The organism is Streptomyces sp. bgisy027, from assembly GCF_057710365.1.
This window is the reverse complement of record NZ_JBYIVZ010000060.1, coordinates 1-26056: the sequence shown is the minus strand read 5'-3', so window position 1 is coordinate 26056 and position 26056 is coordinate 1. Positions and strand designations below refer to the sequence as shown.

Below are 26056 nucleotides of genomic sequence, written 5' to 3'. Positions count from 1 at the left end.
CTCAGGCCACCTCCACCCGAAGCCCTTCCAGGCCCCGGATCACGAAGTTCGGCTTGCGGTCGGGTTCCTCCGCCGCCCGCAGGGTCGGCGCCTGCTCCAGGAGGGCCGTCATGGACGCCGCCAGTTCGATGCGGGCCAGCGGGGCGCCGATGCAGTAGTGGATGCCCGCGCTGAAGGAGATGTGGGGGTTGTCCTTGCGGGTGAGGTCCAGGGCGGCCGGGGCCTCGAAGACCTCGGGGTCGTGGTTGGCGGAGCCGAAGAGCATGGCGATCTCCGCACCGCGCGGGATGGTCGTGCCGTCGATCTCGATCTCGTCCAGGACCCAGCGCTCGAACAGCTGGAGCGGGGTGTCGTAGCGCATCAGCTCCTCGATCGCGGACGGGACCAGGGAGTGGTCGGCGCGCAGGGCCGCCAGCTGGGCAGGGTTGCGCAACAGCGCCCACCACCCGTTGACGGTGGCGTTCACCGTGGCCTCGTGGCCCGCGTTGAGCAGCAGGACCGCCGTGGAGATCATCTCCTGCTCGGTGAGCCGGTCGCCCTCGTCGTGGGCCGCGATCAGACCGGAGATCAGGTCCTCGCCCGGCTCCTTGCGGCGCGCCGCGATCAGCTCCAGGAGATAGTCCGAGAACTCCACCGACGCCCGCACCGCCTTCTCCGCAGTCTCCGGCGACGGGTTCAGCTCGTACATCCCGCAGATGTCCGCCGACCACGGCCGCAGCTGCCCGCGGTCCGACTCGGGGATGCCCAGCATCTCGGCGATCACCGCGACCGGCAGCGGCTCCGCGACGTCCGTCAGCAGATCACCGCCGCCCGCCTCGACCAGCCCCGACACCAGCTCGCCCGCCAACTGCCGCACATACGGCTTCAGCTGCTCCACCGTGCGCGGCGTGAACGCCTTCGACACCAGCCGGCGGATCCGGGTGTGGTCCGGCGGCTCCAGGTCGAGCATCCCGTGGTCGTTGAGCACATGGAACGGCTCGTGCTCCGGCGGCGGCGCCGTCCGCCCGAAGTCCTCGTGCGTGAACCGGTGCTGGTACGTCCGCCCCAGCCTGCGCTCGCGCAGCAGCGCCGAGACGTCCGCGTGGTGCGGGACCAGCCACTGGTCCGTGGGCTCGTAGTAGTGCACCCGGCCCCGGGCCCGCAGTTCGGCGTAGGCCAGGTACGGGTCGGAGAGGAACGCCGGGTCCCACGGGTCGAAGGCGAGGGCGTAGGGAGCTGCCATGACCGGACGTTAGCCCGGCCTCCCCCTCTCTGACCAGGGCCCTAGGCGGTGCCGAAGTCCGGAAGGGTGACCGAGCCGTCCTCGGCGAGCGGGAAGCCGGGGTTGTGGGCGACCTCCCAGGCGTGGCCGTCGGGGTCGACGAAGGCGCTGGAGTAGAAGCCGATCGCGTTGACCGCCGCGGGCTTGGTGACCGTCCCGCCGGCCCGCTCCACCACCGCGAGGAGCGCGTCCACCTCCGCCTCGGAGCGGACGTTGTGCGCGAGGGCGATCCCGCCGAACCCGCCCGCCGCCCCGGGCTCCAGACCGCAGTCCCGCGCCAGTTTCTCCCGGCCCCACAGCACCAGACCGAGACCGCCCGCCTGGAAGAAGACGGTCTCCTCGACCTCCTGCCCCCGCCAGCCCAGGGCCTCGTAGAAGGCCTTCGACCGGGCGAGGTCGGAGACTCCCAGCGTGATCAGTGTGATGCGCTGTTCCATGCCCCTCACCGTAGGGCCTGCCGGTTCAGCCCGGCGTGACCAGCCGCGCCTCGTAGGCGAACACCGCCGCCTGCGTACGGTCCCGCAGCCCCAGCTTCACCAGGATCCGGCTGACGTGGGTCTTGATCGTCGACTCCGCGACCACCAGCCGCTCGGCGATCTCCGAGTTCGACAGGCCCTGGGCGATCAGCACCAGCACCTCCGTCTCCCGCTCGGTCAGATCCCCGTACGCCGCGTGCGCCGAGGGCATCAGACGCGGCGAGTCGGACATCTTGGAGAACTCCGTGATCAGCCGCTTGGTGATCGAGGGGGCGAGCAGCGCCTCGCCGGCCGCCACCACCCGCACACCGTCGGCGAGCTGGCGCGCCGAGGCGTCCTTCAGCAGGAAGCCGGAGGCTCCCGCGCGCAGCGCCTGGTACACGTACTCGTCGAGGTCGAAGGTGGTCAGCACCAGCACCTTGGCGGCGCCGTCCGCCGCGACGATCTCGCGGGTCGCCTCGATGCCGTTGAGCTCCGGCATGCGGATGTCCATCAGCACGACGTCCGGGGCCAGTTCACGGACCCGGTCCACCGCCTGGCGCCCGTTGACCGCCTCGCCGACGACCTCGATGTCCGGCATCGCGTTGAGCAGGACCGAGAAGCCCTCGCGCACCATCATCTGGTCGTCCGCGATCAGCACGCGGATGGTCATGATCCGTCCTCTGAGGTCGTGGTGACCGGCAGGAACACCGTCACCTCATAGCCGCCGTCCTGCGCCGGGCCCGCCGTCATCTCGCCGTTCAGCATCGAGACCCGCTCCCGCATCCCGGTGATGCCGTGCCCGGCACCCGGTGAGGGTTTCACCAGGTCGGGCGCGGGCGGCGGGCCGTTGACTATGCGCAGGCCGAGACCGCCGAGGACGTAGGCGACCTCCACCCGGGCGGACGCGCCGGGCGCGTGCCGCAGGCTGTTGCTGAGCGCCTCCTGCACGATCCGGTACGCCGACAGCTCCACCCCGGGCGGCAGCTCACGGGCCGCACCGGTGACCGCCTTGTCGACGTCGAGCCCCGCGTCCCGCACGTTCGCCAGCAGCCCCTCCAGGTCGGCGAGGGTGGGCTGCGGGGCCTCCGGGGCCTCGTAGTCCTCGGCGCGGACCACGCCCAGGACCCGGCGCAGCTCGGTCAGCGCCGCCACCGCGTTCTCCCGGATCGTGGCGAAGGCCCGCTCCAGCTCCGGTGGCGGGTTCTCCACCCGGTAGGGCGCGGCCTCCGCCTGGATGGCGACGACCGACATGTGGTGGGCGACCACGTCGTGCAGCTCCCGGGCGATGTTCGTGCGCTCCTCCAGCAGGGTGCGCCGGGAGCGCTCGTGCGCGGTCACGGTCTGCTGCGCGGTCACCTCCTGGCGGGCCTCCCGGCGGGTGTGCCAGACGGCGACGACGAGCAGGAGCAGAGCGGAGACGACCATCATCGGGCCGGTGTTGGTGCCGTAGTAGTGCCCCGGGCCGAACACGACCTCCCCCAGGAAGCCGTACGCCCCCGTGACGGCCCACATGTACGCCGCGGTGCGCGGCCGAGTGCGTATCGCCACCACCGTCAGCACGGTCAGATGGCAGACGAACGCCGCGGGCGGCCACGGCCAGTCGCCCATCGAGCCGCCGAAGAGCACGGTGAGCGGGGTGGCCGCCATCGACGCCCAGAACGCTCCTACCGGCCGGATCATGGTCAGCAGGATCGGGATGACGGCGATCGGACCGAGCACCAGGGCCGCGCCGCCGGTGTCGACGGTCGCGATGAGCAGCGTGAGCAGGGCGACCCCGACGAGCAGGGCGTGCGGCGTCCAGGCCGCGTACTCGCGCAGCCGGCCCGGCAGCCGACGGGTCACGGGGCCGTCGACACCCCTGCGCGGCAGCGGGCGGTAGGCGAAGGCGTCGTGGAACAGGTCCTGCCGCAGCCCGCGCAGGGCGTCCGCGGCCAGCCGGAACTCCGGGCTGCGCGGCTTGGCCGCGTCCCCCGGGGGCGGGGTCGGCATCTGAGTCGTCTCGGTCACGTACAGAACGGTAGGCGCCGAGGGGTCTCGCGGTCGTCCCCAGTGAGAGGGGTTCTGGCGGGTCCCTCTCAGGTACTACGGGTATCACCGCTGGTCGTGGATCCGGCTCTCATGGGTCTTCACGGTCTGCTCGGCCACGACGAGGCGCCCGGCGATCTCCGCGTTCGACAGGCCCTGCGCGATCGAGGGGGTCACCACGCCAGCTGTGCGATCTCCTCCACCACCACAGCACACGCGTCCGCCGCCGGATCGATCAGCGTGAAATGGCCGACGTCCTCCAGCAGCGTCAGACCGACCACCTCCCCGGCCTTGGCCGCCGCGTCCGCGTACGACTCGGCCACCGCCGGCGGCACCACGATGTCGGCGCGGCCCTGGACGAGCGTCGTCGCGATGCCCGTCGGGAGCAGGAAGGCCGGGTCGGCGTACGGCCGGCGTTCCGCGAACTCCTCGCCTTCGCCGAGCAGTTGCCGCGCGGCACCCCCGCACACGTCCAGCTTGTCGGCGACCGTGAAGTCGGCGATCGGAGCCAGGGCGACCACGCCCCGCAGGGGCACGGGCCTGTCGGTGCGCCAGGGGGCGTCCGCCGGGAGGACGTGGCGGGCCGCCGCCCAGAGGGCGAGGTGGCCGCCGGCCGAGTGGCCGGTGAGCACCATCCGGCGCGCATCGGCCTGCGGAAGCGCCTCCCGTACCAGCGCGGGCAGTGCGTCCAGAGCGGCGGCGACATCGTCGAAGGTCCCGGGCCAGCGACCGGCCACCGCGCCGCCCTCGCCCGAACCACCCGCCCCGGCCGAACCCTCCTCCGCCCCCCGCCGATACTCCACGTTCGCCACGGCGAACCCCCGCCGCGCGAGGAAGTCCGCGAGCGGTGTCACGTGCCGGCGGTCGTACGGCGCACGCCACGCCCCGCCGTGCAGGAGAACGACCAACGGGACCAGGGTGCCCGGCGCCGTCTCGCCGCGGGGCGCGTAGAAGTCGATCACCTGGTCGGGGTGGTCACCGTAGGAGGCGATGGCGTCGGGATCGACGGGCGGGTGGGAGAAGGCCGACTGCTCCTCGGCGGCGTCCCGGGCAGCTGCGGCGTCGTCCGGCATGCTCCAACCTCTCAGCGATGAAACGGAATTGGACGAAAGCGGGGTGTCGGGCGGGAACCAAGGCGGCGTGGCGGACCAGGTTCGAAATCGGCCGTTGGCGGGGACGGTACCAGGCCCGTCACGTGCGCGGACACGCGGATGTCACGCTCGGTGAGGATTAAACGGTCCTGTCGTTTCGTTACGCTGGCACCGTGGATCACGCCGCAGCGCGTACCTGCACCAAGGAGGCCGATATGTCCGCCGAACCCGGCACCGTCCGTCCCGGAGGGCGTACCGCGCGTGTCCGTACGGCCGTCCTGGAGGCGGCCGGAGACGTGCTGGCGGAGCAGGGATTCGACGGCCTCGACCTCGCGGACGTCGCCCGCCGCGCGGAGGTCGGCAAGACGACCGTGTACCGGCGGTGGGGCTCGGTGACGGGGCTGGTGGCCGACCTGCTCGCCGACATGGCCGAGCAGTCGCTGCCGCGCGAGGAGACCGGCTCCGCGCTGGGCGACCTGCGGGCCAACGCGGCGCTGGTGCGGCGGACGCTGGCAGATCCCCGGCAGGGCGCCCTGTTCCGTGCCGTGATCGCCGCCGCGACCTGCGACGCGCGTACGGCGCAGGCGCTGCGGCGGTTCTACGAGGTACGGGTCGCGGAGTGGGCGCCGTGCGTGGAACAGGGCGTGGCCCGCGGGGAGTTCCCCGCCGGTACGGACGCCGAGGCGGTCGTACGGGCGGTGTCGGCGCCCCTCTACTACCAGTTGCTGACGACCGGGGAGATCCCCGACGCCCCCGCCGCGGAGCGCGCCGCGCGGGCGGCGCACGCGGCTGCCGTGGCGGGGGTGTACGTCACGTAGGCGCTCCGCCGGGAGTGCCGTGACGGGGAGCGCCGTGACGGGGAGTGCCGCGCCATGCCGTCTTGCGGCTGCCGCGCCGCCGCGGCCGGTCGCGCCCGCCCGGCCCCGATGTCAGCGGCCCCGATGTCAGCGCAACACCTCTCCCAACACCCGAGCCGCCCGCTGCACATCCGCGAACCCGACGTACAGCGGCGTGAAACCGAACCGCAGCACATCGGGATGCCGGAAGTCACCGACCACGCCCCGCTCGATGAGCCGCTTCATGACGTCCCCGGCGTCCGCGCACCGCAGCGCCACCTGGCTGCCGCGCTCCGCGTGCGCCACCGGCGTCACCGACTCCACGCGCCCCTCGGGCACATACGCCCCGACGCACTCCAGGAAGAAGTCCGTCAGCGCCAGCGACTTGTCCCGCACCGCCTCGATCCGCACACCGTCCCAGACCTCCAGGGCCGCCTCCAGGGCGAGCATGGAGAGGATGTCGGGCGTGCCGACGCGGCCGCGCAGCGCGCCCGCCGCCGGTTCGAAGGCGGGCCGCATGCCGAAGGGCTCGGCGTGCGAGTTCCAGCCGGGCAGCGGGGAGTCGAAGCGGTCCTGGAGTTCCCGGCGCACGTACAGGTACGCCGGTGAACCGGGGCCGCCGTTCAGGTACTTGTAGGTGCAGCCGACCGCCAGGTCCACCCCGTGCTCGTCGAGCCCGACCGGCAGGGCGCCCGCGCTGTGGCACAGGTCCCAGACGGCCAACGCACCCGCCGCGTGCACGGCGGCGGTCAGGGACGGCAGGTCGTGCAGCCGGCCCGTGCGGTAGTCGACGTGGTTCAGCAGGACGGCCGCCGTACGCTCGCTCAGCGCGCCCGGCACCTCGCCCGGGGTCACGGGACGCAGCGTACGGCCGGTCATCCGGGCCGCCGACTCGGCGATGTAGCCGTCGGTGGGGAAGGTCGTCGCGTCGACGAGGATCTCGTCGCGCCCGGAACCGGCAGAACCCGCGGAGTCCGCCATGCGTACGGCGGCCACAAGTGCCTTGAAAACATTGACACTTGTCGAGTCGCCGACCACGATCTGGCCCGGCGCCGCCCCCACCAGCGGAGCGATCCGGTCGCCGATCCGCTCCGGCGCGGTCCACCAGCCGCTCTCGTCCCAGGAGCGGATGCGCATCCGGCCCCACTGCCGCAGTACGACGTCCTCGACCCGCCCCGGCACGTTCACGGGCAGGGCGCCCAGGGAATTGCCGTCGAGGTAGACGACCTCGTCGAGCACGAACTGCTTGCGAACGCCGGCCAGTTCGTCGGCGGCGTCCAGTGCCCCCGCCCGTGTCGTCAGCTCAGACATGGGACCTCGCCGTCCACAGCTCGGGGAAGACGTTCTTCTGCGCCCGCTTCTCCAGCCAGGCCACCCCGGCCGAGCCGCCGGTGCCGGCCTTGGCGCCCATCGCGCGGCGGGTGGCGACCAGATGGTCGTTGCGCCAGCGCCACACCAGCTCGGCGACGTCGGTGAGGGCCTCGCCCAGCCGGGCGAGCTCGGAGTTCTGGTCGCCCGAGTAGATCGCCGTCCAGGCGGCCTCGACCTCCGGCGAGGGCTCGTACCGGCGCGAGACGTCGCGCTTGAGCACCGCCGCCGGGACCGCGCAGCCGTGCCGGGCGAGGAAGCGCAGCACCTCGTCGTAGAGGCTGGGCTCGTGCAGCGCCTTCTCCAGTTCCGCGTGGACGCGCGGGGCGCCGCGGTGCGGGACGAGCATGGACGCGGACTTCTCGGCGAGCAGGAACTCCATCCGGCGGTACATCGCCGACTGGAAGCCGGAGCCCTCGCCGAGGGCGCTGCGATAGGCGTTGAACTGGGCCGGCGTGAGCTGGCCGAGCGGCTTCCAGGAGTGGTTCAGGGCGTCCAGTTCCCGGACGGAACGCTTCAGGGCGTCGATCGCCACGCCCGGCCGGTCCTCGCGCAGCGCCCGCGCGGCGGTCTCCCACTCATGGACGATGACCGTGAACCACAGCTCCATGACCTGGGTCGTGACCAGGAAGACCATCTCTCCGGGGTCGTCGGAGAGGGTGTGCTGGAGGTGGGTGAGGACATCCGCCTTGACGTAGTCCTCGTACGGCGTGGTGCCCGCGAAGTCGAGATTCGGGGTCTCGGGCTCTTGAGTCTCCGGGGAGGCTTCCGGGGGTGTCTCCGTGGACTGGTGAGCCTGCTGGGACATTGCTGTCTCCTGTGTAACTCCGGGTAGCGGTCCGCCCTGCCGTTATCGGCAAAGGGGCCCCGGTCCCCACCCGGCATCCTCAGGGATCGCCCCGGGTGGCGCAAGGCCCGCCTGGTCACATCGGCGGGGCGGGCCTCACGCGAGGAGCTGCCCCGCTCTAGCCCAGGGTCTGGGCCGCCGTCGGCGAGGAGTCCTTCAGGAACTGCGAGCAGCGCTCGTACTCCTCCTGCTCGCCGATGGAGCCGGCGGCGCGGGCGAGGGCGTGCAGGGCGCGCAGGAAGCCGCGGTTCGGCTCGTGCTCCCACGGAACCGGGCCGTGGCCCTTCCAGCCGTTGCGGCGCAGGGCGTCCAGGCCGCGGTGGTAGCCCGTACGGGCGTAGGCGTACGACTCCACGACGCTGCCCCGCTCGAAGGCATCGTCGGCCAGCTGGGCCCAGGCCAGCGAGGAGGTCGGGTACTTCGCGGCCACGTCCGCGGGGGCGGTGCCGCCGGCGAGCAGCTCACGCGGCTCGGGGTCGTCGGGGAGGTGGGTCGGGGGCGGACCCCCGAGAAGGTTTTCGTGAATGGCCATGGGGTCCAGTCTGGCTCATGGGAGGAGTACGGCAGCTCGGGGCGCCCTTGCGGAACGGCGGGCTTTCCTCGCCCCCGCCGCCCCTACCCGTCCCTCCCCCTCGAAGCTCTACGAGCAGGGGACCCCCGGACAGGCTGAAGAATGCGGGTCGGCGCTCAGCCTCCCCCACCCTCCTCACCCGCCGCCTCCAGCCGCCCCCGGCTGCGCACGCCCTCCAGCGGTGGTGCCGTCACGCTGCCGTGGTGCAGGCACTCCGGCTTGCGGCAGTCCGGCGGCAGTGGGCGTACCGTCGCGAAGGCGATCACCGCGCCCAGTACCAGCACCCCGGCGCAGATCGGCATCGCCCGGTCGAACGCGGCGTCGAAGGCGTCGGCCGAGCGGTAGGCATCCTCGCCCATCCCGGCGAGCAGCGGCAGCGCGGCGACCGCGACCAGGCCCGCCGCCCGGGCCGCCGCGTTGTTGATGCCGCTGGCCAGGCCCGCGCGGGCGGTGTCGACGGAGGCAAGGACGGTCGCGGTCAGGGGCGCCACCAGGGTGACCATGCCGAGGCCCATGACCAGCAGGGCCGGCAGGACGTCGGTGAGGTAGGAGGCGTTCTCGCCCACCCGCAGCATCAGCAGTACCCCGGCCGCGCACAGCAGCGGGCCGACGGTCAGCGGGAAGCGCGGGCCGATCCGGTCGGCGAGGGCACCCGAGCGGGCCGAGAACAGCAGCATCAGGGCCGTCGTCGGCAGCAGGGCCGTACCGGCGCCGAGCGCCGAGTAGCCGGCGACGACCTGGAGCTGCAGCGCGGCGAGGAAGAAGAAGCCGCTGAAGGCCGCGTAGACACAGAGCGTGACGAGGTTGACGGCCGTGAACTGGCGGGAGCGGAAGATGTCGAGCGGCATCATCGGGTCGGGCCGGTGCCGCTCGACGTACACGAAGGCGACCCCGGCCGCCACGCCGGCGATCGCGCTGATCCACACGGTCACCGAGACCTGCTGGGCCTCGATCAGTGCGTAGGTCACCAGGGCCAGGGCCGCGGCTCCGAGGAAGGCGCCGAGTACGTCGAAGCGGCCGTGCTCGGCGCCTCCCGCAAGCTTTCGGCCGCGCTCGGGCAGGGAGGGGCCCGCGCCGGACTCGGGGACGTGGCGTACGGCGATCGGGGCGCACAGCAGCGCCAGCGGGACGTTCAGCAGGAACACCCACCGCCAGCCCGGTCCGTCCACCAGCCAGCCGCCGAGGAACGGGCCCACGGCCGCGCCGATGCCCCCGAAGCCGGACCACAGCCCGACCGCCTTCGCCCGGTCGTCGGGATGGAAGGACGCCTGGATCAGGGCCAGCGACCCGGGGGTGAGCAGGGCGCCGCCGATGCCCTGGAGCGCCCGGGAGGCGATGAGCACGTCCACGTTCGGGGCGAGCCCGCACAGCAGCGAGGCCAGGGCGAACCACACGACGCCGATGACGAAGACCCGGCGCCGCCCGTACCGGTCGCCCAGCGAGCCGCCGAGCAGGATCAGCCCGGCCAGCGTCAGCATGTACGCGTTGACGGTCCACTGGAGCGCGGCGAGGTCGGCGTCGAGATCCTCTCCGATGCGTGGGAGGGCTACGTTGACGACCGTCGAGTCCAGCATCGCCATGCTGGAGCCGAGGACGGTGGTGAGCAGGATCCACTTGCCCTGCGGCGAGGCCAACCTGACATCGGGCATGCCCCAGATATACAACGAGCCCGGTGCCGTGGCACCGGGCTCGTCGTGGATCTCGCTCTACTTGATCTTCGTGCCCGTGGAACGCAGGTTGCCGCAGGCCTCGGTCACGCGCGCGGCCATGGAGGCCTCGGCGAGCTTGCCCCAGGTGCGCGGGTCGTAGGTCTTCTTGTTGCCGACCTCGCCGTCGACCTTCAGGACGCCGTCGTAGTTCTGGAACATGTGGGCCGCCACCGGACGCGTGAAGGCGTACTGAGTGTCGGTGTCGATGTTCATCTTGACGACGCCGTTCTCCAGCGCGGTCGCGATCTCCTGCTCGGTGGAGCCGGAGCCGCCGTGGAAGACGAAGTCGAACGGCGAGGGCTTGCCGTACTTGGCGGCGACGCCTTCGTTGAGCTCCTTGAGCAGCTCGGGGCGGAGCACGACGTTGCCCGGCTTGTAGACGCCGTGGACGTTGCCGAAGGACGCGGCGAGCAGGTAGCGGCCCTTCTCGCCCAGGCCGAGGGCCTCGACGGTACGGATGGCGTCGTCGACGGTCGTGTACAGCGAGTCGTTGATCTCGTGCGAGACGCCGTCCTCCTCGCCACCGGTCGGGGTGATCTCGACCTCAAGGATGATCTTCGCGGCGCGGGCGCGCTCCAGCAGCTCCTGTGCGATGGAGAGGTTGTCGGCGAGGGTCTCGGCCGAGCCGTCCCACATGTGCGACTGGAACAGCGGGTTCTCACCGCGCGCGACCCGCTCCTCGGAGACGGCGAGCAGCGGACGTACGTACCCGTCGAGCTTGTCCTTCGGGCAGTGGTCCGTGTGCAGGGCGACGGTGATGTCGTACTTCTTGGCGACGATGTGCGCGAACTCGGCCAGGGCGACGGCGCCGGTGACCATGTCCTTGCTGTGCTGGCCGCCGAGGAACTCCGCACCACCCGTGGAGATCTGGATGATGCCGTCGCTCTCCGCCTCCGCGAAGCCGCGCAGGGCCGCGTGCAGGGTCTGGGAGGAGGTCACGTTGATGGCCGGGTAGGCGAACTTGCCTGCCTTCGCCCGGTCGAGCATCTCGTTGTAGACCTCGGGGGTTGCGATGGGCATCTGTCCGCTCCTTGGAGTGTGCGGGTCGGCGTACTGCGTACGGCGTTCTGGCTTACGGCCCTGACCTAGACCTAGGGATGCGACGTCATCGTCGGCCCCATCTTTCCAGACGAACCGGGATGCTCCGAGCGCCTGTCACCTGCCGAGACGGGCGCGGTCGCGGACCGGCGTCAGTCCAGGCCGAGTTCGTCCTTGGAGTACGCGAAGAGGTACGGCACTCCGGCGCCCTGTTCGATCTTCTCGGCGGCGCCGGTGGCCCGGTCGACGATCGTCGCGACGGCGACGACCTCGGCGCCGGCCTCGCGCACGGCCTCGACGGCGGCGAGCGGGGAGCCACCGGTGGTGGAGGTGTCCTCGACGACGAGGACGCGGCGCCCGGCGATGTCCGGCCCCTCGACCCGGCGCTGCATCCCGTGCGCCTTGGCGGCCTTGCGGACGACGAACGCGTCGAGCCGCCTGCCCCGCGCGGAGGCGGCGTGCAGCATCGCGCCGGCGACGGGGTCGGCGCCCATGGTGAGCCCGCCGACCGCGTCGAACTCCAGCTCCGCCGTCAGATCGAGCAGCACCTGCCCGACGAGCGGTGCGGCCTCGCCGTCGAGGGTGACGCGCCGGAGGTCGACGTAGTAGTCGGCTTCGAGCCCCGACGACAGGGTCACCTTGCCGTGCACCACGGCCTTGTCCTTGATCTGGTTCAGCAGCTCGCCACGTACGTCAGTCATGCCGCCCAGCTTAGAGGCGCCGCCAGCTCCAGAGGGTCGTGGCCTCCAGCGGCTCCAGGGGTGTGACCAGGCGGGGCAGGGTGTTCAGCCCGTTGGGCGGCCCGGTCTGCGGCTCGACGCAGACGGCGGCCTCCTGCTCGTCGTAGACGACGACCCACTCCTCGCGGCTGCTCACCTTCAGCTCCAGCTGCCCCGGCCAGGTCAGCGTGACGTCGACGCCGTCGGGCATCCCGAAGCAGTCGTCCCACGGCCCCGGCAGCGGCTCGATGCGGTTGCCGGTGGGCAGGTGGTCGTCCCCGCGCTCCTCCTGCCAGGCGGGGGCGAAGTCGAGCCGGACGTCCTCGGCGCCCTCGCCGCCGAGGTTCCGGTTGAACCAGGGGTGCCAGCCGATCTGCGCCGGGAAGGAGTCGTCGTACGTCTCGACGGACATGGTGAGACTGAGGCTGTCCGGCGTGAGCGCGACGACCTGCGTGACACGACCGGCATACGGCCACGGCTCGACCAGGTCGTACGTGATCACGGCCTCCCCGTCGGCCACCCGGGCGACCTTCCAGGCGCCCTCGCGAGTGGTGCCGTGGATGGCGTGCGGCGGGGCGTTGAGCGGCATCTGCCGCACCCGGGCGCCGTCGAGGAACCGGCCGTCCCTGATCCGCCCGCACCAGGGAACCATCGGAAAGCACCCGAACCGCTCCCCCTGCCGCAGCAACTCGGCCCCCCCGACGCGCAGCCCCCCGACCCGCCCACCGTTCCCCGGCAGCACGTCCACCTCCGCGTCACCCGCGGTCAGCGTGATGTGTTCGTTACTCACGGGAAGACCCTACTGGGACGATCAATCCCCAAGAAGAGCACCCGCGGGGGCCGACGCATGCGTCGGCCCAGGGGCGGCGGGGCGTCGGCCCAGGGGCGGCGGGGCGAAGGAGATCAGCGACGGCGCCGCAGCATCCGCCCCACCACGATCGCCGACGCCAGCACCAACGCCGCCGCCGGCGCGGCCCACCGAAGCGTCGAGTTCGGCGCGACAGTCTGCGGCGCCGGAACAGGCGCATACCGCCCCCGCGGCGGCGCATGATCCACTTCCTCCGCGCTGCGCCCGATCATCGTCCGCCGAGCATGCGCGGCCTCCGCCACAGGCGCGTCCTCTCCGTCCTCGCCCTGGTCCCCGGCCTCGTCCTCCTCGGCCCGTGGATCCAACGACGGCGGCGGCACCTCGCTGTCGAAGACGGAAGCGGACTCGGCCTCCTCGTCCTCGCCGTCCCCCTCACCGGACGCAGCATCGCTCCCCGGCTCCGGCCCCGGCCCCGGCACGGCCGCGTCATCCGCATCCGGCGTCGTCTCGAAGTCACTGGTCACCCGGGTCTCGAACTCCCCGGGCGCCAACGCCTCCTCAACGGCCTCGACATCCGCCTCGCCCGAACGCCCCGCCTCAGCCGCCGGCCCGGACTCCGTCGCGGCCGCCCCTTCCCCGGCCACGACCCCCAACTGCCCACCAAACCGATTCAGCAGCCGGGACACAGCCGACCCCACGGCCTCCGCCGAGAACTCCGTGACCCGCCCGTCAGCCGACGCGGTCCCCTCGAACCGCAGCGTGGCCCCGCCCTCGGCCTCGGCGACCCGCAGGGTGAGCGCCAGTTTCACGGACCCGTTCCCGCGTGCCTCGGTCGCGTCGCCCTCGACGGCGTAGGAACCGTCCTCCCGGGCGGAGATCCGCACGGCACCGCGATAGGTGATGGTGTGACCGCCGACGCGCACCTTCAGCCGCCCGGTCACCGGCTCGGCCCCGGCGTCCTGCTGGAGCCCGGGGACCGCCCGGGCGACCCGCACGGGATCGGCCAGCACCTCCCTGAGCCGCTCCGCCGTAACCGGAACGAACACCTCATGCTCCATGCCGATCGAGCCTACCCAGCATGGCGTGAACCGCACCCACACATCCCGGGATTCTCACCGGACACCCGCCCGCCGGGCGTATCCTCCCCGCTCCCCGCTCCCCGCTCCCCGCTCCCCGCTCCCCGCCACCGCCCGGCCCGGCTCACCGCGCGGGACACACCACCGCCACCCGCCACCACCCACCCACGACCGCCCGCACTCGCCCCGCACACCCGCACTCGCCAGCACACCCGCACACCCGCGCACCCGCGCACCCGCCCCGCTCAATACCGCGGATGCAGCACCGTGGAAGCCCCCAGCCCCCCGACCCTCGTCCCCTCCGCCGCCCTGGCGTCCGCCGTGAGGCCCGTCTGGGTGAGGGTCTCCGGTCGCGGCTCCCCCTCCCCCGTGTCGAGCCGCAGGACCGGGGGCCGCTCCCCCGGAGCGGCCAGGATGAAGCCCCAGTCCCGCGGTGCGCGGGTCGGGCGGGTGGAGCGGTCGGGGCCGGCCGTGAAGCCGGAGTCGCGGCCGCTGACGCGGTAGGGCGCGGTGCGCAGGCCCGCCGAGCGCAGCGTCGCGTCGGCCGTCCAGAACACGCGAGGCCGCGACGACACCGGCCCGGCGTGCACCGCGAGGCGCCCGCGCGGGGCCAGGGCACGGCGGGCGAGGCCGTAGAACTCCTGGGAGTACAGCTTCGTGCTGGCGGTGATCCCGGGGTCGGGGAGATCGGAGATGACGACGTCGTACGTCCCCGGCGGTGCCACCCGCAGCCGGCGGAAGGCGTCGCCGGTCATGACATGCACCCGGGTGTCGCCGTACGCGTCCCCGTTGAGCCGGGACAGCGCGGGGTCCTCGCGTGCCAGCCGCACCACCTCGGGGTCGACCTCGACGACGTCGACCCGGTGCACCCCGGGATGGCGCAGCACTTCGCGCGCCGCCAGCCCGTCCCCGCCACCGAGGATGAGCACGCGCGTGTGCTCGCCGCTCATCGCGGGGTGGACCAGCGCCTCGTGGTAGCGGCGGGCGTCGTGCCCGCTGACCCGCAGCCGGCCGTCGAGGAAGAGGTCGAGGGGCCGGCCGTCGGTGCCGCCGGTGATGACGACCTCCTGGACGTCCGTCTGGATCGCCACGCGCACGTCCTGCCCGTACACCGCGTGCCGCGCGGCCCGCTCGAAGTCGTCGACGAGTACGGCGGCGGAGGCGAGGATGCCGAGCACGGTGAAGTTGGCGATCACCAGCAGCCAGCGGGCACGGCGGCTGAGGTCCCCGCCGAACAGGCCGAGGACGAGCGCGCCGCCGACGACGACGTTGACGGCGCCGGTGATCAGGGCGGAGCTCAGCTGGCCCAGCAGGGGCAGCAGCAGGAAGGGGAAGGCGAGGCCGCCGACCAGCGCGCCGACGTAGTCCGCGGCGAACAGGTCGGCCACCGCGCCGCCCGCGTCCTGGCGCCGGATGCGCTGGATCAGCTCCATCAGCAGCGGCACCTCGGCGCCGATGAGCAGGCCGATGGTGAGGGAGAAGGCGACGAGCAGGGCGCGCGGGCCGTGGGCCCAGATCCCGCCCCAGTCGCCGGTCCAGGCGAAGACCGCGTACAGGGCGAGCGCGCTGGACCCGCCGACGAGGGCGAGTACGGCCTCGATGGCGCCGAAGCCGGCCGCGGCGTGCGGGCGCAGACGCTTCGCGGCGAGGGAGCCGAGGCCCATCGCGAACACCATGACGGAGAGCACGACGGAGGCCTGGGTGACCGAGTCGCCGATCAAGTAGGAGGCGAGGGCGACGAGTTCGAGTTCGTACACGAGTCCGCAGGCGGCACATACGAAGACGCCCGCGAGGACGAGGAATCGCCCGGTGTCCGGCCGGACCGGGAGCCGCGGGGGACCCGCCCAGGGCGGCCTGGTGCCGGGTGGGGCGGGGGCGTGCGGCTCGATCACGTTGCCGACGGTACGTTACGGCACGGGCACGCTTCGTCACCCACACGGGTGTTGTTGGGGCTGCGGACGTTTGCGTCGCCGTCAGACTCCCCCAAGCTCTACGAGCAGGGGGGACCCCCGGACGGGCTGAACGGCTCCGTCCGCCGCCGGGCCGCGCCCTTGACCACCCGTACGCCCACCCTCGTGCGCGTCGACACCAACTGCCCGTCCTGCGGGTACGCGTGCCACGTACGCCAGTGCACCTGCCCCTCGTGGTGCTGGGCCAGCAGTGCGGTGAAGGCGTGCGGGCTGCCGGGGAAGACACCGGCGAGGCCGTGCGGATGGTCGGCGACCAGCGCCAGCAACTCCTGTGCACGGCCCGCGAACTGACCGGGCGACAGGACCTCCACGCGGGCGGCGAACTCGTACTCCCAGTCGTCGGTGCGCTTGGCCACGCCCAGGGGCAGGGGCGTGCTGCTGCCGGGCATGCAGGCCACCGTCTCCGAGCACATGCCCCGCTCCTCCTCCAACAGCACCTGATGGGACGCGCCGAGCAGTCGCAACTGAAGTTTCGCGCCGGTCAGTTCGAGGTCGAGGGCGGCCAGCGCGGGCAGCGGCTCCCGCCCGAGGGCCCAGGCGAGGTCGGCCGCGCGCGTGTCGGTGTAGGAGGTGTTCAGGGTCGTGAGCATGGGTCGGCTCCGCTACGCGAACAAAGGGAGGTGTGGGCTCCGGCGCACCCCGGCCGACACGGTGAGGTCGGCCCGGTCAGCTCATTGATCGGCAGGTCAGATGGGTGTCCGCGAGACGTCCGAGGGGCTGCGTCGGCGAAATTCACTGAATCATGAACTGTGGCGCCGACACAGGGTTTTTACCCAAGTTCGTAGGGTTTCCATCCCTCAGAGGGCTTATCAGCTCAACTGTTCAACTCCGGCGTACGCCGATGGACACGGGGCGTACGCCGGTGCGCCGGCCCTCGCGCACCGGTCCGGGCGCCGGACGCACAGAAGCGGGACCGGTCCCAGGCACCGGTCCCGCTCCACGCGGATGCGGTTCCCCCTGCTCGGGGAGCTCAGCTGCCCCGTGTCAGCTGCCTCCGCCACCGCATCCGCCTCCGCCCCCTCCGCAGGACGACGACCCGCCTCCGCAGGACGAGCCACCACCGCAGGAGGAGGAGCCACCTCCGCAGGACGATCCGCTGTCGCCGCCTGCCCACCAGCTGCCGCTGCTGCTGTGCGAGCTCCCCCTGCGGCTGTGGGTACGACGGGACGACCGTGCGCCACTGCGCGCGGCCGACACGAGGATCACCACGAAGACCACTGCGACCAGCGCCACCACAAACCCTGTGACCATGGCGTCAGCCTCCTTCCGTTCCCCCGAAACGGACCCGGGCGTCCCCCCGTGGGCGCCTCCCGCTCGGTGCGTGGCGATGAGATGCCCGCCCTCGTCGCGGCCCAAAGCAGAGTTGAGGAACTCCAGAGCTTGGGCGGAGGATGGCGCGCATGACCTCCTCCTCCCGCCCGCTGCTCAACCGCCGGCTCGCCGAGTTCGGGACGACGATCTTCGCCGAGATGTCCGCGCTGGCCCTCAGTACGGGGTCCATCAACCTGGGTCAGGGGTTCCCCGACACCGACGGGCCCGAGGAGATCCGCGAGGCGGCCGTGCGGGCGCTGCGGGACGGGCGCGGCAACCAGTACCCGCCGGGCCCGGGAGTGCCCGAGCTGCGCACGGCGATCGCCGCCCATCAGCAGCGGCGCTACGGGCTGTCGTACGACCCCGACACCGAGGTCCTGGTGACCGCGGGCGCCACCGAGGCCATCGCGGCCACTCTGCTGGCGCTGCTGGAGCCCGGCGACGAGGTCATCGCCCTGGAGCCGTACTACGACTCCTACGCGGCCTGCATCGCCATGGCGGGCGGCACGCGCGTGCCGGTCACGCTGCGCCCACACGTCGACGAGGACGCAAGCTTCCGGCTCGACCTGGAGGAGCTGCGTGCCGCCGTCACCGACCGCACCCGGCTGCTGCTGATCAACACCCCGCACAACCCCACCGGCACCGTCCTGACCCGTGCGGAGCTGGCGGCGATCGCCGAGCTGGCGGTCGAGCGGGATCTGCTGGTGGTGACCGACGAGGTGTACGAGCACCTGGTCTTCGACGACGCCGAGCACCTGCCGCTCGCGACCTTCCCGGGCATGCGCGAGCGGACGGTGACGATCGGGTCGGCCGGCAAGAGCTTCTCGTTCACCGGCTGGAAGGTCGGCTGGGTTACCGGAACCGCGGAACTGGTGACCGCCGTCCGTTCCGCCAAGCAATTCCTGACGTACGTCGCCTCCGGGCCCTTCCAGTACGCCGTCGCCGAGGCACTGGCGCTGCCCGACACATACTTCGAGAGGTTCCGCGCGGACATGCAGGCCAAGCGAGACCTGCTCAGCGCCGGCCTCACCGACGCCGGCTTCACCGTCTTCCGGCCGACCGGCACCTACTTCGTCACCACCGACATCCGCCCGCTCGGCGAGAGCGACGGCCTCGCCTTCTGCCGCGCCCTGCCTGAGCGGGCGGGTGTCGTCGCCATCCCCAACGCCGTCTTCTACGACCACAAAGAGGCCGGCGCACCATACGTCCGGTTCGCGTTCTGCAAACGCGTCGAGGTACTGGCGGACGCGGCGGAACGGCTGCGCAAGGCGTTCGCACACTGACCGCCGCTCCATGGGGCCAGTCGTCCTTGGCACGGCCGTCCTCCGACTCCGGTCGGCCCGCCACCTGCACCGCAAGAGCCCATCGCAACCCGCGCCCCGGTTCGCCCTGCCTTCCGCACGGGCGAAACGCCGGAGGCTATTCGGTGTCCTTCGGGTGTCGCGGGGAGGCGTACACAAGGATCACAGTCGAGGTGTCCGGGCTGACCAGGTAGCGGACCCTGCCGCCGCTGGTGATTTCGTACTCCCACTGCTCCAGCTCAGAGCCTTTCCATTCCCTGGTGGCGTGTCTGCCTCGGAGCTGGTGCTGGCGGTTCCAGTTGGCCCGCGACAGCGGGTCTGCGCGAAGGGCTTCCAGGCAGCGATGCGCGTTCGGCAACGCCACCCGGCACGGCTCCTCCCAACCGGTCGCGGCCTCCGTCGTGCCGTAAATGACGTTCCAGCCGCTCAGCGGAGGAACACTGACCCGATCGCCTTTCTTCGGACTCACTCGTGCACTTCGACGGGGCCGAGGTCGACGTCACCGAGCGGACGGAGCGCTTCCCTGAGCTGGTCAGGATCGGCGTTGATACGGGCGGTGGCCCGCCACGAGACGATCGCTCGGTGCACAGCCTCCCTGGCGCCCAGTTCAGCGGCGTCGGACAGCGCTTCCAGAAGCTCGACAGTGAAATCCCGGACTTCCTCAGCGTCCAGGTGGCGCACCCACGGGAACACCTCGGGCAGCGCGAGCAAAAGCGACTTGGCACCGTCGTCCTGCTTCAACAGTGCAAGGAACAGCCGGGACGCCGTGGTCAGGTTTTCCTCGGTGCGCTCTGCGTATATGGCCGTGGTCAACACCATGTCGGGCGCGTCTCGGTGCGTGACACGCAGACATCCCAGGGCGGCGGCCCTGGCGGCGACAGCCTTCGGGTTCCGCGACAGATCGGTGAACGAGACGGACTCCGATTCGGATGCCAAAGGTGCGATACTCATACTCAGATTGTGCTCTGATTTCTATCGCGCGACGTGGACAGCAGCTGAAAGCCCCACTCCTGCGACAGGACCCGCTCCCTCCGACGCTGCTGCTGCGCCGGCAACGAGTTCACCGGGGAACCGCCCCGCCCGACGCGGAGGCCAGGAAACAAATGGAGAGTCATACCGGCCCCGGAGGACACGAACCCGAGCTGGGCTCTACACGGAAGGTGATAGGCGGGCAGTAGCCCTCCTCGGCCAGCCAGGCACGGGCCCGGCCGCGCTGTCGCTCATCGCGGAACCGGTGGTAGCGGCTCCAGGAACGCACGTCACCAGCGAGGACGTCCTTGAAGCGCCGGAAGGCGCCCCGCCCGTCGATGGCGATTCGCAGCCGGTCGGCAAGGGCAGCGTCCTCCATCTCCTCAATGAACAACTCCATGTCCCGGTAATCGGCCCTGGACCCCAGAGCCGGCACGTACAGCCATCGCTCTGGATCGTCGTCCTCCTCAGCCTCGGGCCCAAACCCCAGCTCATCGGTGAACGCAGGCCGACACGCCCCGGTGGACAGATCGATCCGGCCACCGGACTCGGCCGGGTCACCCTCTAGCAGCATGGCGAGCATCTCCAGATCGACCGCGAGCGGACGCAGGATGAGGATCGCCGCGTCTCCCATGGCCGCCCGCAACCGGTCCGCCAGCTCCCCGTCGCCCCGGAAGTCACGTTCCTGGAGCACCCCGAGAAACAAGGCCGCCGTCTCCGCGGCCCCCGGCAGGCCCTGCGCCGCGGCCCCCGCCACACCGTCGCCGGCCAGCTGGAGCACCTCACGCTCGGGTCCACGACGCAACGCCGCCAGCAGCGCCGCCCCGTCCCGCGCGTGGAGCACGCCACGCAGGGCCCGCAGTCCGTCCTCGCCCCATCCCTCGACCACGAACCCGACGGTAGCCCGCCACCAAGGACGCATGACACCAGGACCATCGGTTTCCCTACGCCCGGCTCCATGCCAGTGCCGGCGCACCCGGCGTCTGGGGGCCAGGCGGAGCTGCCCGGTCAGCGGTGCCGCTTGCGGCTGCTCTTGCCTGAGGGGCGCCGAGCCTTCCGCGCGCGGGCGCCGTGGATACCCAGTGCCCGGGCTGCCAGCTGCCTGAGCTCGTCGAGTCCGGCCCGGTCCGGGTGCGCGGAGTCCAACGCGGCGGCAACCGCGTCCCTGGCCTGGGAGCCCTGGGCGCGCAGCGTCTCCTCGGCGCCATCCCAGCCGTCCGCCCCGACCAGGAACGACCAGGTCCGGCGACGGCGGTGCCGACGGCACGGGCCTGGCCGGCGGGGAGTCCCTCGTCAGCGGGCGTCCGCCTCGGGCTCCGGGCGCGGGAGCTCGTCGAGGTCGAGGGTGAAAGTGCGGCCGTCGGCCAGGTGGACGGGGAGCTTGCCCGTGCCGTACTTGTGAGTGTGTGCCGCGATGCAACCGGTGGCGGTCGGCTGGGTGTGAAGGACGACTTCCTGGGCGTAGGGGTCCACGACCAGGTAGATCGGGATGCCGTAGCGGCCGTACTTCGCGGTGCAGTCGTCGTAGTCCTTGCGTGCGGAGGAGGTCGAGACGACCTCGGAGATCAGCAGGACGTCCTCGAAGCTGTAGCGCTTGCCCTCCCGGCGGGCGTCCTCGCGCAGGATCGCCAGATCGGGAGCGGAGTGCTCGTCGGCGGGGAAGTCGATGTAGACGTCGGAGACGGTCTTCGCATGGCGCCCGAGGGACACGATGGTGTCGAACTGCATCGACTTGATCGTGCTGGAGCGCTCGACGCTCTACGGGGTCATGATCACTTTTCCGTCGGCCCCGAACAGAACCGTGTACCCCTTGGGGAACCCGGTGTGCACGATCGCGCCGACGCTCATCAACGGCTCCTTCCCGTGTGTGGTCAGGCTACGACGGTCAGTGCCCGCGTCGCCGGGCCCGACGATACGGCCGGGAGACCGGTCCGGACGGCTTGTGCGGCCGGCTCACCGACGATGCCGGAGATCCGCAGGGGCCTGTCGCGCCGCCGACAATAGGTAGGCCAACGAGGTGTCGCCCGGGTGACCTCGGCACCGGGCCTGGTCACGGCGGTGCGCTCGGCGAAGCAGTTCCTGACGTACGTCTCGCCGGGGCCGTTCCAGTACGCGGTCGCGGAGGGCCGGGCCCTCGCACTGCCCGACAGTCGTTTCGGGCGAAAACGGCGTGAGCCCGGCCCGGCACCCGGCCGTTTCGGCCGGTGCCCTGGCCGGGCTCCTGCTTGTCGAGGACTACTCCTCGTCGTCCTCGGGCTTCTCCGCGTCGTTGACCTCCTGCTCAAGGCCGAGCTGCTCGACGAGCCACTTGTCGAACTCGATGGCGGCCCGCACCCAGCTGACCGTCGACGAGACGAAGTGCTCCAGGCTCACGCCCGTGCCGATCAGCATCTGTGCCTCGCCGATCAGGCGGACGGTGCCGTCGTCGTGCGTGTGGCTGTAGACCTTGGGCCACAGGGTCCGGCGGTTCCAGTCGTCGATCGACTCGAGGAGCTGCGGCTTCTCGTCGATCTTGTGGGGCCGGTCGTAGAACGTCCGCACCGAGAAGACCTGCTGGTCACCTTCGCCGCGGAACATGAAGTACGTACGGAACTGCTCCCACGGCGCCGCGAGGTCACCCTCGTCGTCGACGACGTACTTCAGCTCCATCTGGTCGAGGAGCTGCTTCACGAGGTCCTGATCCGGGACAACGGGGCCGGGCGGGGGCCCCGGCTGCGGCTGCTGGCCCCCGAAGTTCGGAATCGAGGACGGGTCGATGCTCACCGTGATTTTCCCTTCGTACGGATTCCGCCATCCTCCCCCATGCGGGGAGGGGGGTGGCAACCCCGGACCGGCCCTGTCAGCCCTCGGCTGACAGGATCTGGCCGGTCGCGACGGACCGCGCACGGAGGGTGGGGACATGTCCGGAACGCAGGGCGGGGCGGGGGCGGCCGGCGGCCGTACGAAGTGGTGGATCGTGGCCGCGATCACGGCCGTGCCGGCGCTGCTCCTCGCCGGTTTCACGGCCATGGTGGCCGTGTGGGTGGTGACGGACGACGAGCTGTCCCGCTCCGGCCCCGAGAAGGTCCCCTGCGCGGACGCCCTGCGCTTCGGCGGGGCGGCTCTGCCGGACGGCGCGCGGACCGTCGGGACGTGCGAGGTTCAGGGTTTCCAGGACATCCACTACAGCGCCGCCTTCCGGATGCCGCGCGCCGATGTCCGTGACTGGCTCAAGTCCACCTATCCGGACGCGGGGGTGCCCGAGACGCGGTTCTGCGCCGGCTCGGACGTGGATCTCTGTCTCGATGTGGACCTCGTCGGGGCCGAACCGCCCGTGGACGCCCACGCCGTGCGGGTCGACGTCGGGTACGAGGACGGCGGCACCGCGCTCGTGCGCTTCGCCGCGTTCACGCTCTGAGCGCCCGACGGCCCGCCCCGGTGATCTCCGGGGCGGGCCGTCGGGCGCGGCGTCAGAGCGTCTTGCCGGTCGCGGGTCCCACGATCAGGCCGTTGCCGAAGGCGTCCACCCGGACCGTGTCGCCGTCCTTGACCTCGCCCGCCAGGATCTCCTTGGCGAGGCGGTCGCCGATGGCGGTCTGGACGAGGCGGCGCAGCGGGCGGGCACCGTAGGCCGGGTCGTTGCCCTCGTCGGCGAGCCAGGCCAGGGCCGCGTCGGTGACGTCCAGGGACAGCCGGCGCTCGGCGAGCCGCCTGGCAAGGCGGTCGATCTGGAGCCGGGCGATCCGGCTCAGCTCGTCCTTGTTCAGCGCGGAGAAGACCACCAGGTCGTCGAGCCGGTTGAGGAACTCCGGCTTGAAGGCGGTGCGGACCACCTCCAGGACCTGCTCCTTCTTCTCCTGCTCGCTGGTGATCGGGTCGACCAGGAACTGGCTGCCCAGGTTCGACGTCAGCACCAGGATCGTGTTGCGGAAGTCGACCGTTCGGCCCTGCCCGTCGGTGAGCCGGCCGTCGTCCAGCACCTGGAGCAGGATGTCGAAGACCTCGGGGTGCGCCTTCTCCACCTCGTCGAGCAGCACGACGCTGTACGGCCGCCTGCGCACGGCCTCGGTCAGCTGGCCGCCCTCCTCGTAGCCGACGTAGCCGGGGGGAGCGCCCACCAGCCGGGCGACGGAGTGCTTCTCGCCGTACTCGCTCATGTCGATGCGGACCATCGCCCGCTCGTCGTCGAAGAGGAAGTCGGCGAGGGCCTTGGCGAGTTCGGTCTTGCCGACGCCGGTCGGGCCGAGGAAGAGGAAGGAGCCGGTGGGGCGGTCCGGGTCGGCGATGCCGGCGCGGGTGCGGCGCACGGCGTCGGAGACGGCCTGCACGGCCTCCTGCTGGCCGATCAGCCGCCTGCCCAGCTCGTCCTCCATGCGCAGCAGCTTCTGCGTCTCGCCCTCCAGGAGCCGCCCGGCCGGGATGCCGGTCCACGCGCCGACGACGTCGGCGATGTCGTCGGAGCCGACCTCCTCCTTGACCATGGTTTGCTTGCCCCGCAGCGAAACGGCCTCCTCCTCGGCCTCGGAGGCGGCCTCCAGCTCCTTCTCCAGGGCGGGGATCTCGCCGTAGAGCAGCTTGGAGGCGGAGTCGAAGTCGCCGTCGCGCTGGGCGCGTTCGGCCTGGCCGCGGACCTCGTCGAGCCGTTCCTTCAGCTCGCCGACGCGGTTGAGGGACTGCTTCTCCTTCTCCCAGCGGGCGGTCAGGCCCCGCAGCTCCTCCTCCTTGTCGGCGAGGTCGCGGCGCAGCTTGTCGAGGCGCTCGCGGGAGGCGGGGTCGGTCTCCTTGTCGAGGGCCAGCTCCTCCATGCGCAGCCGGTCCACGGAGCGCTGCAGCTCGTCGATCTCGACCGGCGAGGAGTCGATCTCCATGCGCAGCCGGGAGGCCGCCTCGTCGACGAGGTCGATGGCCTTGTCGGGCAGGAAGCGGGAGGTGATGTACCGGTCGGAGAGGGTGGCCGCGGCGACCAGCGCGCTGTCGGCGATCTGGACCTTGTGGTGGGCCTCGTAGCGTCCCTTGAGCCCGCGCAGGATCGCGATGGTGTCCTCGACGGTCGGCTCGGCGACCAGCACCTGCTGGAAGCGCCGCTCCAGGGCGGGGTCCTTCTCGATCCGCTCGCGGTACTCGTCGAGGGTGGTGGCGCCGACCATGCGCAGCTCACCGCGGGCGAGCATGGGCTTGAGCATGTTGCCGGCGTCCATGGCGGAGTCGCCGCCGGCCCCGGCGCCGACGACGGTGTGCAGCTCGTCGATGAACGTGATGATCTGCCCGTCGGAGTCCTTGATCTCCGCGAGCACGGTCTTCAGCCGCTCCTCGAACTCACCGCGGTACTTGGCCCCGGCGACCATGGCGCCCAGGTCGAGCGAGACGAGCCGCTTGTCCTTCAGCGACTCGGGCACGTCCCCCTTGACGATCCGCTGGGCCAGCCCCTCGACGACCGCGGTCTTGCCGACTCCGGGCTCACCGATCAGGACCGGGTTGTTCTTGGTACGGCGGCTGAGCACCTGGACGACCCGCCGGATCTCCTGGTCGCGGCCGATGACGGGGTCGAGCTTGCCCTCCCGGGCCGCCGCGGTGAAGTCGGTGCCGAACTTCTCCAGCGCCTTGTACTGCCCCTCGGGGTCGGCGGACGTCACGCGCCGCCCGCCCCGCGCCTTGCGGAAGGCCTCCAGCAGCTTCTTCGCACCGGCGCCCTGCTGGGTGAGGACGTCGCCGGCCCGGCCGCCCTTGGCGGCGATGCCGATGAGGAGGTGCTCGGTGGACAGGTACTCGTCCCCGAGCTCCTGGGCCCGCGCCTGGGCGTCCGCGATCACGGCGAGCAGCTCACGGCTGGGCTGCGGGGGTGCCACCGTGGACCCGGTGACGCTGGGCAGCCCGGCGAGCGCCTTCTCGGCGCCGGCCCGCACGGACGCCTGGTCGGCGTCGACGGCCGCCAGCAGATCGATGATGTTCTCGTTGTCCTGGCCCTGGAGCAGAGCCAGCAGCAGGTGGGCGGGGGTGAGATCCGGGTGGCCCTCGGTCACGGCCCGGTTGCTGGCCGTGTTGATCGCGTCCCGGCTCCTGTTGGTCAGCTCTGCGTCCACGTGTCCGTTCTCCTCCTGATGCCAGCGTCACTCAGTACTGACTGAGTCAGCGTACACAAAGTTGAGTCTATTCCACTCAAGGTAGTGCGGGGAGGCTTGGGGCGACTAGGTTCCAGGGCCATGGCCGCATACCCCCAGGATCCCGCCGCACCGGACGCGCCGTACCTCACCTTCTGGCAGGAGAGGCACCTGTGCACCCTCACGACCCTGCGTCCGGACGGCACGCCGCACGTCGTACCCGTCGGAGTGACATACGACCCGGAGGCGGGGCTGGCTCGGGTGATCACGAACAAGTCCAGCGCGAAGGTGGGCCATGTGCTGGCCGCCGGCCCCGACGGGGCGACGGTCGCGGTCTGCCAGGTGGACGGCGGGCGGTGGGCCACGCTGGAAGGGCGGGCGCGGGTCAGCGCGGAGCCGGAGCGGGTCGCGGAGGCGGTGCGACGGTACGCGGTGCGCTACGGGCGCACACCGGCCCCCAATCCCCACCGGGTCGTGATCGAGATCGAGCTGACCCGGGCCATGGGGCGCGGGTGAGCGGGCGCCGGGCGCGGGACCACGGGCCGGGCGCGGGCGAGGGCAGGGGCGGGGGCCGGGGTGGCTGGATACCGGTCACCCGGTTTCAGCCACCGCGGGACAGGC

25 protein-coding genes and 2 pseudogenes are annotated in these 26056 nt (G+C 71.8%); 5 read left to right on the top strand and 22 right to left on the bottom strand.

Features of this window, described 5'->3' with window-relative positions:
* Position 1: 1 nt before the first annotated feature.
* From AC3ETA_RS40215 to AC3ETA_RS40190, 6 genes and pseudogenes are all read right to left on the bottom strand, one after another.
* Complete coding sequence (locus AC3ETA_RS40215) at positions 2 to 1222, bottom strand: cytochrome P450 (protein ID WP_432197854.1); 1221 nt, start codon at positions 1220 to 1222, stop codon at positions 2 to 4.
* Positions 1223 to 1263: 41 nt separating this feature from the next.
* Complete coding sequence (locus AC3ETA_RS40210; RefSeq protein WP_432197853.1) at positions 1264 to 1698, bottom strand: VOC family protein; 435 nt, start codon at positions 1696 to 1698, stop codon at positions 1264 to 1266.
* A gap of 25 nt (positions 1699 to 1723) precedes the next feature.
* The gene (locus tag AC3ETA_RS40205) at positions 1724 to 2389 is read right to left on the bottom strand and encodes a response regulator (RefSeq protein ID WP_126903199.1); all 666 of its coding nucleotides are present in this window, start codon (positions 2387 to 2389) and stop codon (positions 1724 to 1726) included.
* Positions 2386 to 3726, bottom strand: coding sequence for a sensor histidine kinase (locus AC3ETA_RS40200; RefSeq protein WP_432197852.1), 1341 nt, complete (start codon positions 3724 to 3726; stop codon positions 2386 to 2388). The genes AC3ETA_RS40205 and AC3ETA_RS40200 overlap by 4 nt, the downstream gene beginning before the upstream one ends.
* Positions 3727 to 3825: 99 nt before the next feature.
* Positions 3826 to 3909: pseudogene (locus AC3ETA_RS40195) on the bottom strand (LuxR C-terminal-related transcriptional regulator); the annotation flags it as partial.
* Positions 3910 to 3917: 8 nt separating this feature from the next.
* A complete protein-coding gene (locus tag AC3ETA_RS40190; protein ID WP_432197851.1) occupies positions 3918 to 4817 on the bottom strand; it encodes an alpha/beta hydrolase in 900 nt (299 codons plus the stop codon).
* A gap of 233 nt (positions 4818 to 5050) precedes the next feature.
* Here AC3ETA_RS40190 and AC3ETA_RS40185 point away from each other — a divergent pair, with 233 nt between their 5' ends.
* Positions 5051 to 5653, top strand: coding sequence for a TetR/AcrR family transcriptional regulator (locus AC3ETA_RS40185; protein ID WP_432197884.1), 603 nt, complete (start codon positions 5051 to 5053; stop codon positions 5651 to 5653).
* A gap of 126 nt (positions 5654 to 5779) precedes the next feature.
* On the opposite strand, the gene kynU is transcribed toward AC3ETA_RS40185, so the two are convergent.
* The 10 genes from kynU to AC3ETA_RS40135 form a co-directional block, all read right to left on the bottom strand.
* On the bottom strand, positions 5780 to 6982 hold the full coding sequence (gene kynU / locus AC3ETA_RS40180) for a kynureninase (protein ID WP_432197850.1): 1203 nt from the start codon (positions 6980 to 6982) through the stop codon (positions 5780 to 5782).
* Positions 6975 to 7847 (bottom strand): tryptophan 2,3-dioxygenase family protein, encoded by an 873-nt coding sequence (locus AC3ETA_RS40175; RefSeq protein WP_432197849.1) that lies wholly within the window; start codon positions 7845 to 7847, stop codon positions 6975 to 6977. The genes kynU and AC3ETA_RS40175 overlap by 8 nt, the downstream gene beginning before the upstream one ends.
* Positions 7848 to 8004: 157 nt before the next feature.
* A complete protein-coding gene (locus tag AC3ETA_RS40170) occupies positions 8005 to 8418 on the bottom strand; it encodes a DUF3151 domain-containing protein (protein WP_432197848.1) in 414 nt (137 codons plus the stop codon).
* 155 nt (positions 8419 to 8573) lie between these two features.
* A complete protein-coding gene (locus tag AC3ETA_RS40165) occupies positions 8574 to 10106 on the bottom strand; it encodes an MFS transporter (RefSeq protein ID WP_432197847.1) in 1533 nt (510 codons plus the stop codon).
* A gap of 57 nt (positions 10107 to 10163) precedes the next feature.
* On the bottom strand, positions 10164 to 11186 hold the full coding sequence (gene fbaA / locus AC3ETA_RS40160; protein ID WP_393507715.1) for a class II fructose-bisphosphate aldolase: 1023 nt from the start codon (positions 11184 to 11186) through the stop codon (positions 10164 to 10166).
* Positions 11187 to 11356: 170 nt separating this feature from the next.
* A complete protein-coding gene (gene pyrE, locus AC3ETA_RS40155; protein WP_432197846.1) occupies positions 11357 to 11905 on the bottom strand; it encodes an orotate phosphoribosyltransferase in 549 nt (182 codons plus the stop codon).
* A gap of 10 nt (positions 11906 to 11915) precedes the next feature.
* Positions 11916 to 12713: an aldose epimerase family protein gene (locus AC3ETA_RS40150; protein WP_432197845.1), complete on the bottom strand. Its 798-nt coding sequence runs from the start codon at positions 12711 to 12713 to the stop codon at positions 11916 to 11918.
* A 113-nt stretch (positions 12714 to 12826) separates the two neighbouring features.
* Complete coding sequence (locus AC3ETA_RS40145; protein ID WP_432197844.1) at positions 12827 to 13789, bottom strand: SRPBCC domain-containing protein; 963 nt, start codon at positions 13787 to 13789, stop codon at positions 12827 to 12829.
* A 263-nt stretch (positions 13790 to 14052) separates the two neighbouring features.
* Positions 14053 to 15699: a polyamine aminopropyltransferase gene (locus tag AC3ETA_RS40140; RefSeq protein WP_432197843.1), complete on the bottom strand. Its 1647-nt coding sequence runs from the start codon at positions 15697 to 15699 to the stop codon at positions 14053 to 14055.
* 98 nt (positions 15700 to 15797) lie between these two features.
* A complete protein-coding gene (locus tag AC3ETA_RS40135; protein ID WP_432197842.1) occupies positions 15798 to 16367 on the bottom strand; it encodes a DUF2617 family protein in 570 nt (189 codons plus the stop codon).
* 801 nt (positions 16368 to 17168) lie between these two features.
* Between AC3ETA_RS40135 and AC3ETA_RS40130 the strand changes: the two genes are divergently transcribed.
* The gene (locus tag AC3ETA_RS40130) at positions 17169 to 18371 is read left to right on the top strand and encodes a pyridoxal phosphate-dependent aminotransferase (protein WP_432197841.1); all 1203 of its coding nucleotides are present in this window, start codon (positions 17169 to 17171) and stop codon (positions 18369 to 18371) included.
* Positions 18372 to 18507: 136 nt separating this feature from the next.
* Here AC3ETA_RS40130 and AC3ETA_RS40125 read toward each other — a convergent pair whose 3' ends face one another.
* The 4 genes from AC3ETA_RS40125 to AC3ETA_RS40110 all read right to left on the bottom strand — a co-directional run bounded on the left by AC3ETA_RS40125 (position 18508) and on the right by AC3ETA_RS40110 (position 21086).
* The gene (locus AC3ETA_RS40125) at positions 18508 to 18753 is read right to left on the bottom strand and encodes a hypothetical protein (protein ID WP_360221781.1); all 246 of its coding nucleotides are present in this window, start codon (positions 18751 to 18753) and stop codon (positions 18508 to 18510) included.
* Between the two features lie 101 nt (positions 18754 to 18854).
* Positions 18855 to 19340 carry a prevent-host-death family protein gene (locus AC3ETA_RS40120; RefSeq protein WP_432197840.1) on the bottom strand — a complete coding sequence of 162 codons (486 nt, stop codon included), beginning with the start codon at positions 19338 to 19340 and terminating at the stop codon, positions 18855 to 18857.
* Between the two features lie 160 nt (positions 19341 to 19500).
* A complete protein-coding gene (locus tag AC3ETA_RS40115; protein ID WP_432197839.1) occupies positions 19501 to 20247 on the bottom strand; it encodes a UPF0158 family protein in 747 nt (248 codons plus the stop codon).
* A 404-nt stretch (positions 20248 to 20651) separates the two neighbouring features.
* Complete coding sequence (locus tag AC3ETA_RS40110) at positions 20652 to 21086, bottom strand: Uma2 family endonuclease (RefSeq protein WP_432197838.1); 435 nt, start codon at positions 21084 to 21086, stop codon at positions 20652 to 20654.
* A gap of 291 nt (positions 21087 to 21377) precedes the next feature.
* Between AC3ETA_RS40110 and AC3ETA_RS40105 the strand changes: the two are divergent.
* A pseudogene (locus AC3ETA_RS40105) lies at positions 21378 to 21533 on the top strand (aminotransferase); the annotation flags it as partial.
* A 60-nt stretch (positions 21534 to 21593) separates the two neighbouring features.
* Here the strand turns inward: AC3ETA_RS40105 and AC3ETA_RS40100 are convergent.
* Entirely contained in the window at positions 21594 to 22121 is a 528-nt protein-coding gene (locus tag AC3ETA_RS40100; protein ID WP_432197837.1) for a YbjN domain-containing protein, read from the bottom strand.
* 136 nt (positions 22122 to 22257) lie between these two features.
* On the opposite strand from AC3ETA_RS40100, the gene AC3ETA_RS40095 reads away from it, so the two are divergent.
* Positions 22258 to 22755 carry a hypothetical protein gene (locus AC3ETA_RS40095; RefSeq protein WP_432197836.1) on the top strand — a complete coding sequence of 166 codons (498 nt, stop codon included), beginning with the start codon at positions 22258 to 22260 and terminating at the stop codon, positions 22753 to 22755.
* Between the two features lie 52 nt (positions 22756 to 22807).
* On the opposite strand, the gene clpB is transcribed toward AC3ETA_RS40095, so the two are convergent.
* Complete coding sequence (gene clpB / locus AC3ETA_RS40090) at positions 22808 to 25417, bottom strand: ATP-dependent chaperone ClpB (RefSeq protein WP_432197835.1); 2610 nt, start codon at positions 25415 to 25417, stop codon at positions 22808 to 22810.
* Between the two features lie 120 nt (positions 25418 to 25537).
* On the opposite strand from clpB, the gene AC3ETA_RS40085 reads away from it, so the two are divergent.
* A complete protein-coding gene (locus AC3ETA_RS40085; protein WP_126903541.1) occupies positions 25538 to 25951 on the top strand; it encodes a pyridoxamine 5'-phosphate oxidase family protein in 414 nt (137 codons plus the stop codon).
* The last annotated feature ends 105 nt before the right edge of the window (positions 25952 to 26056 follow it).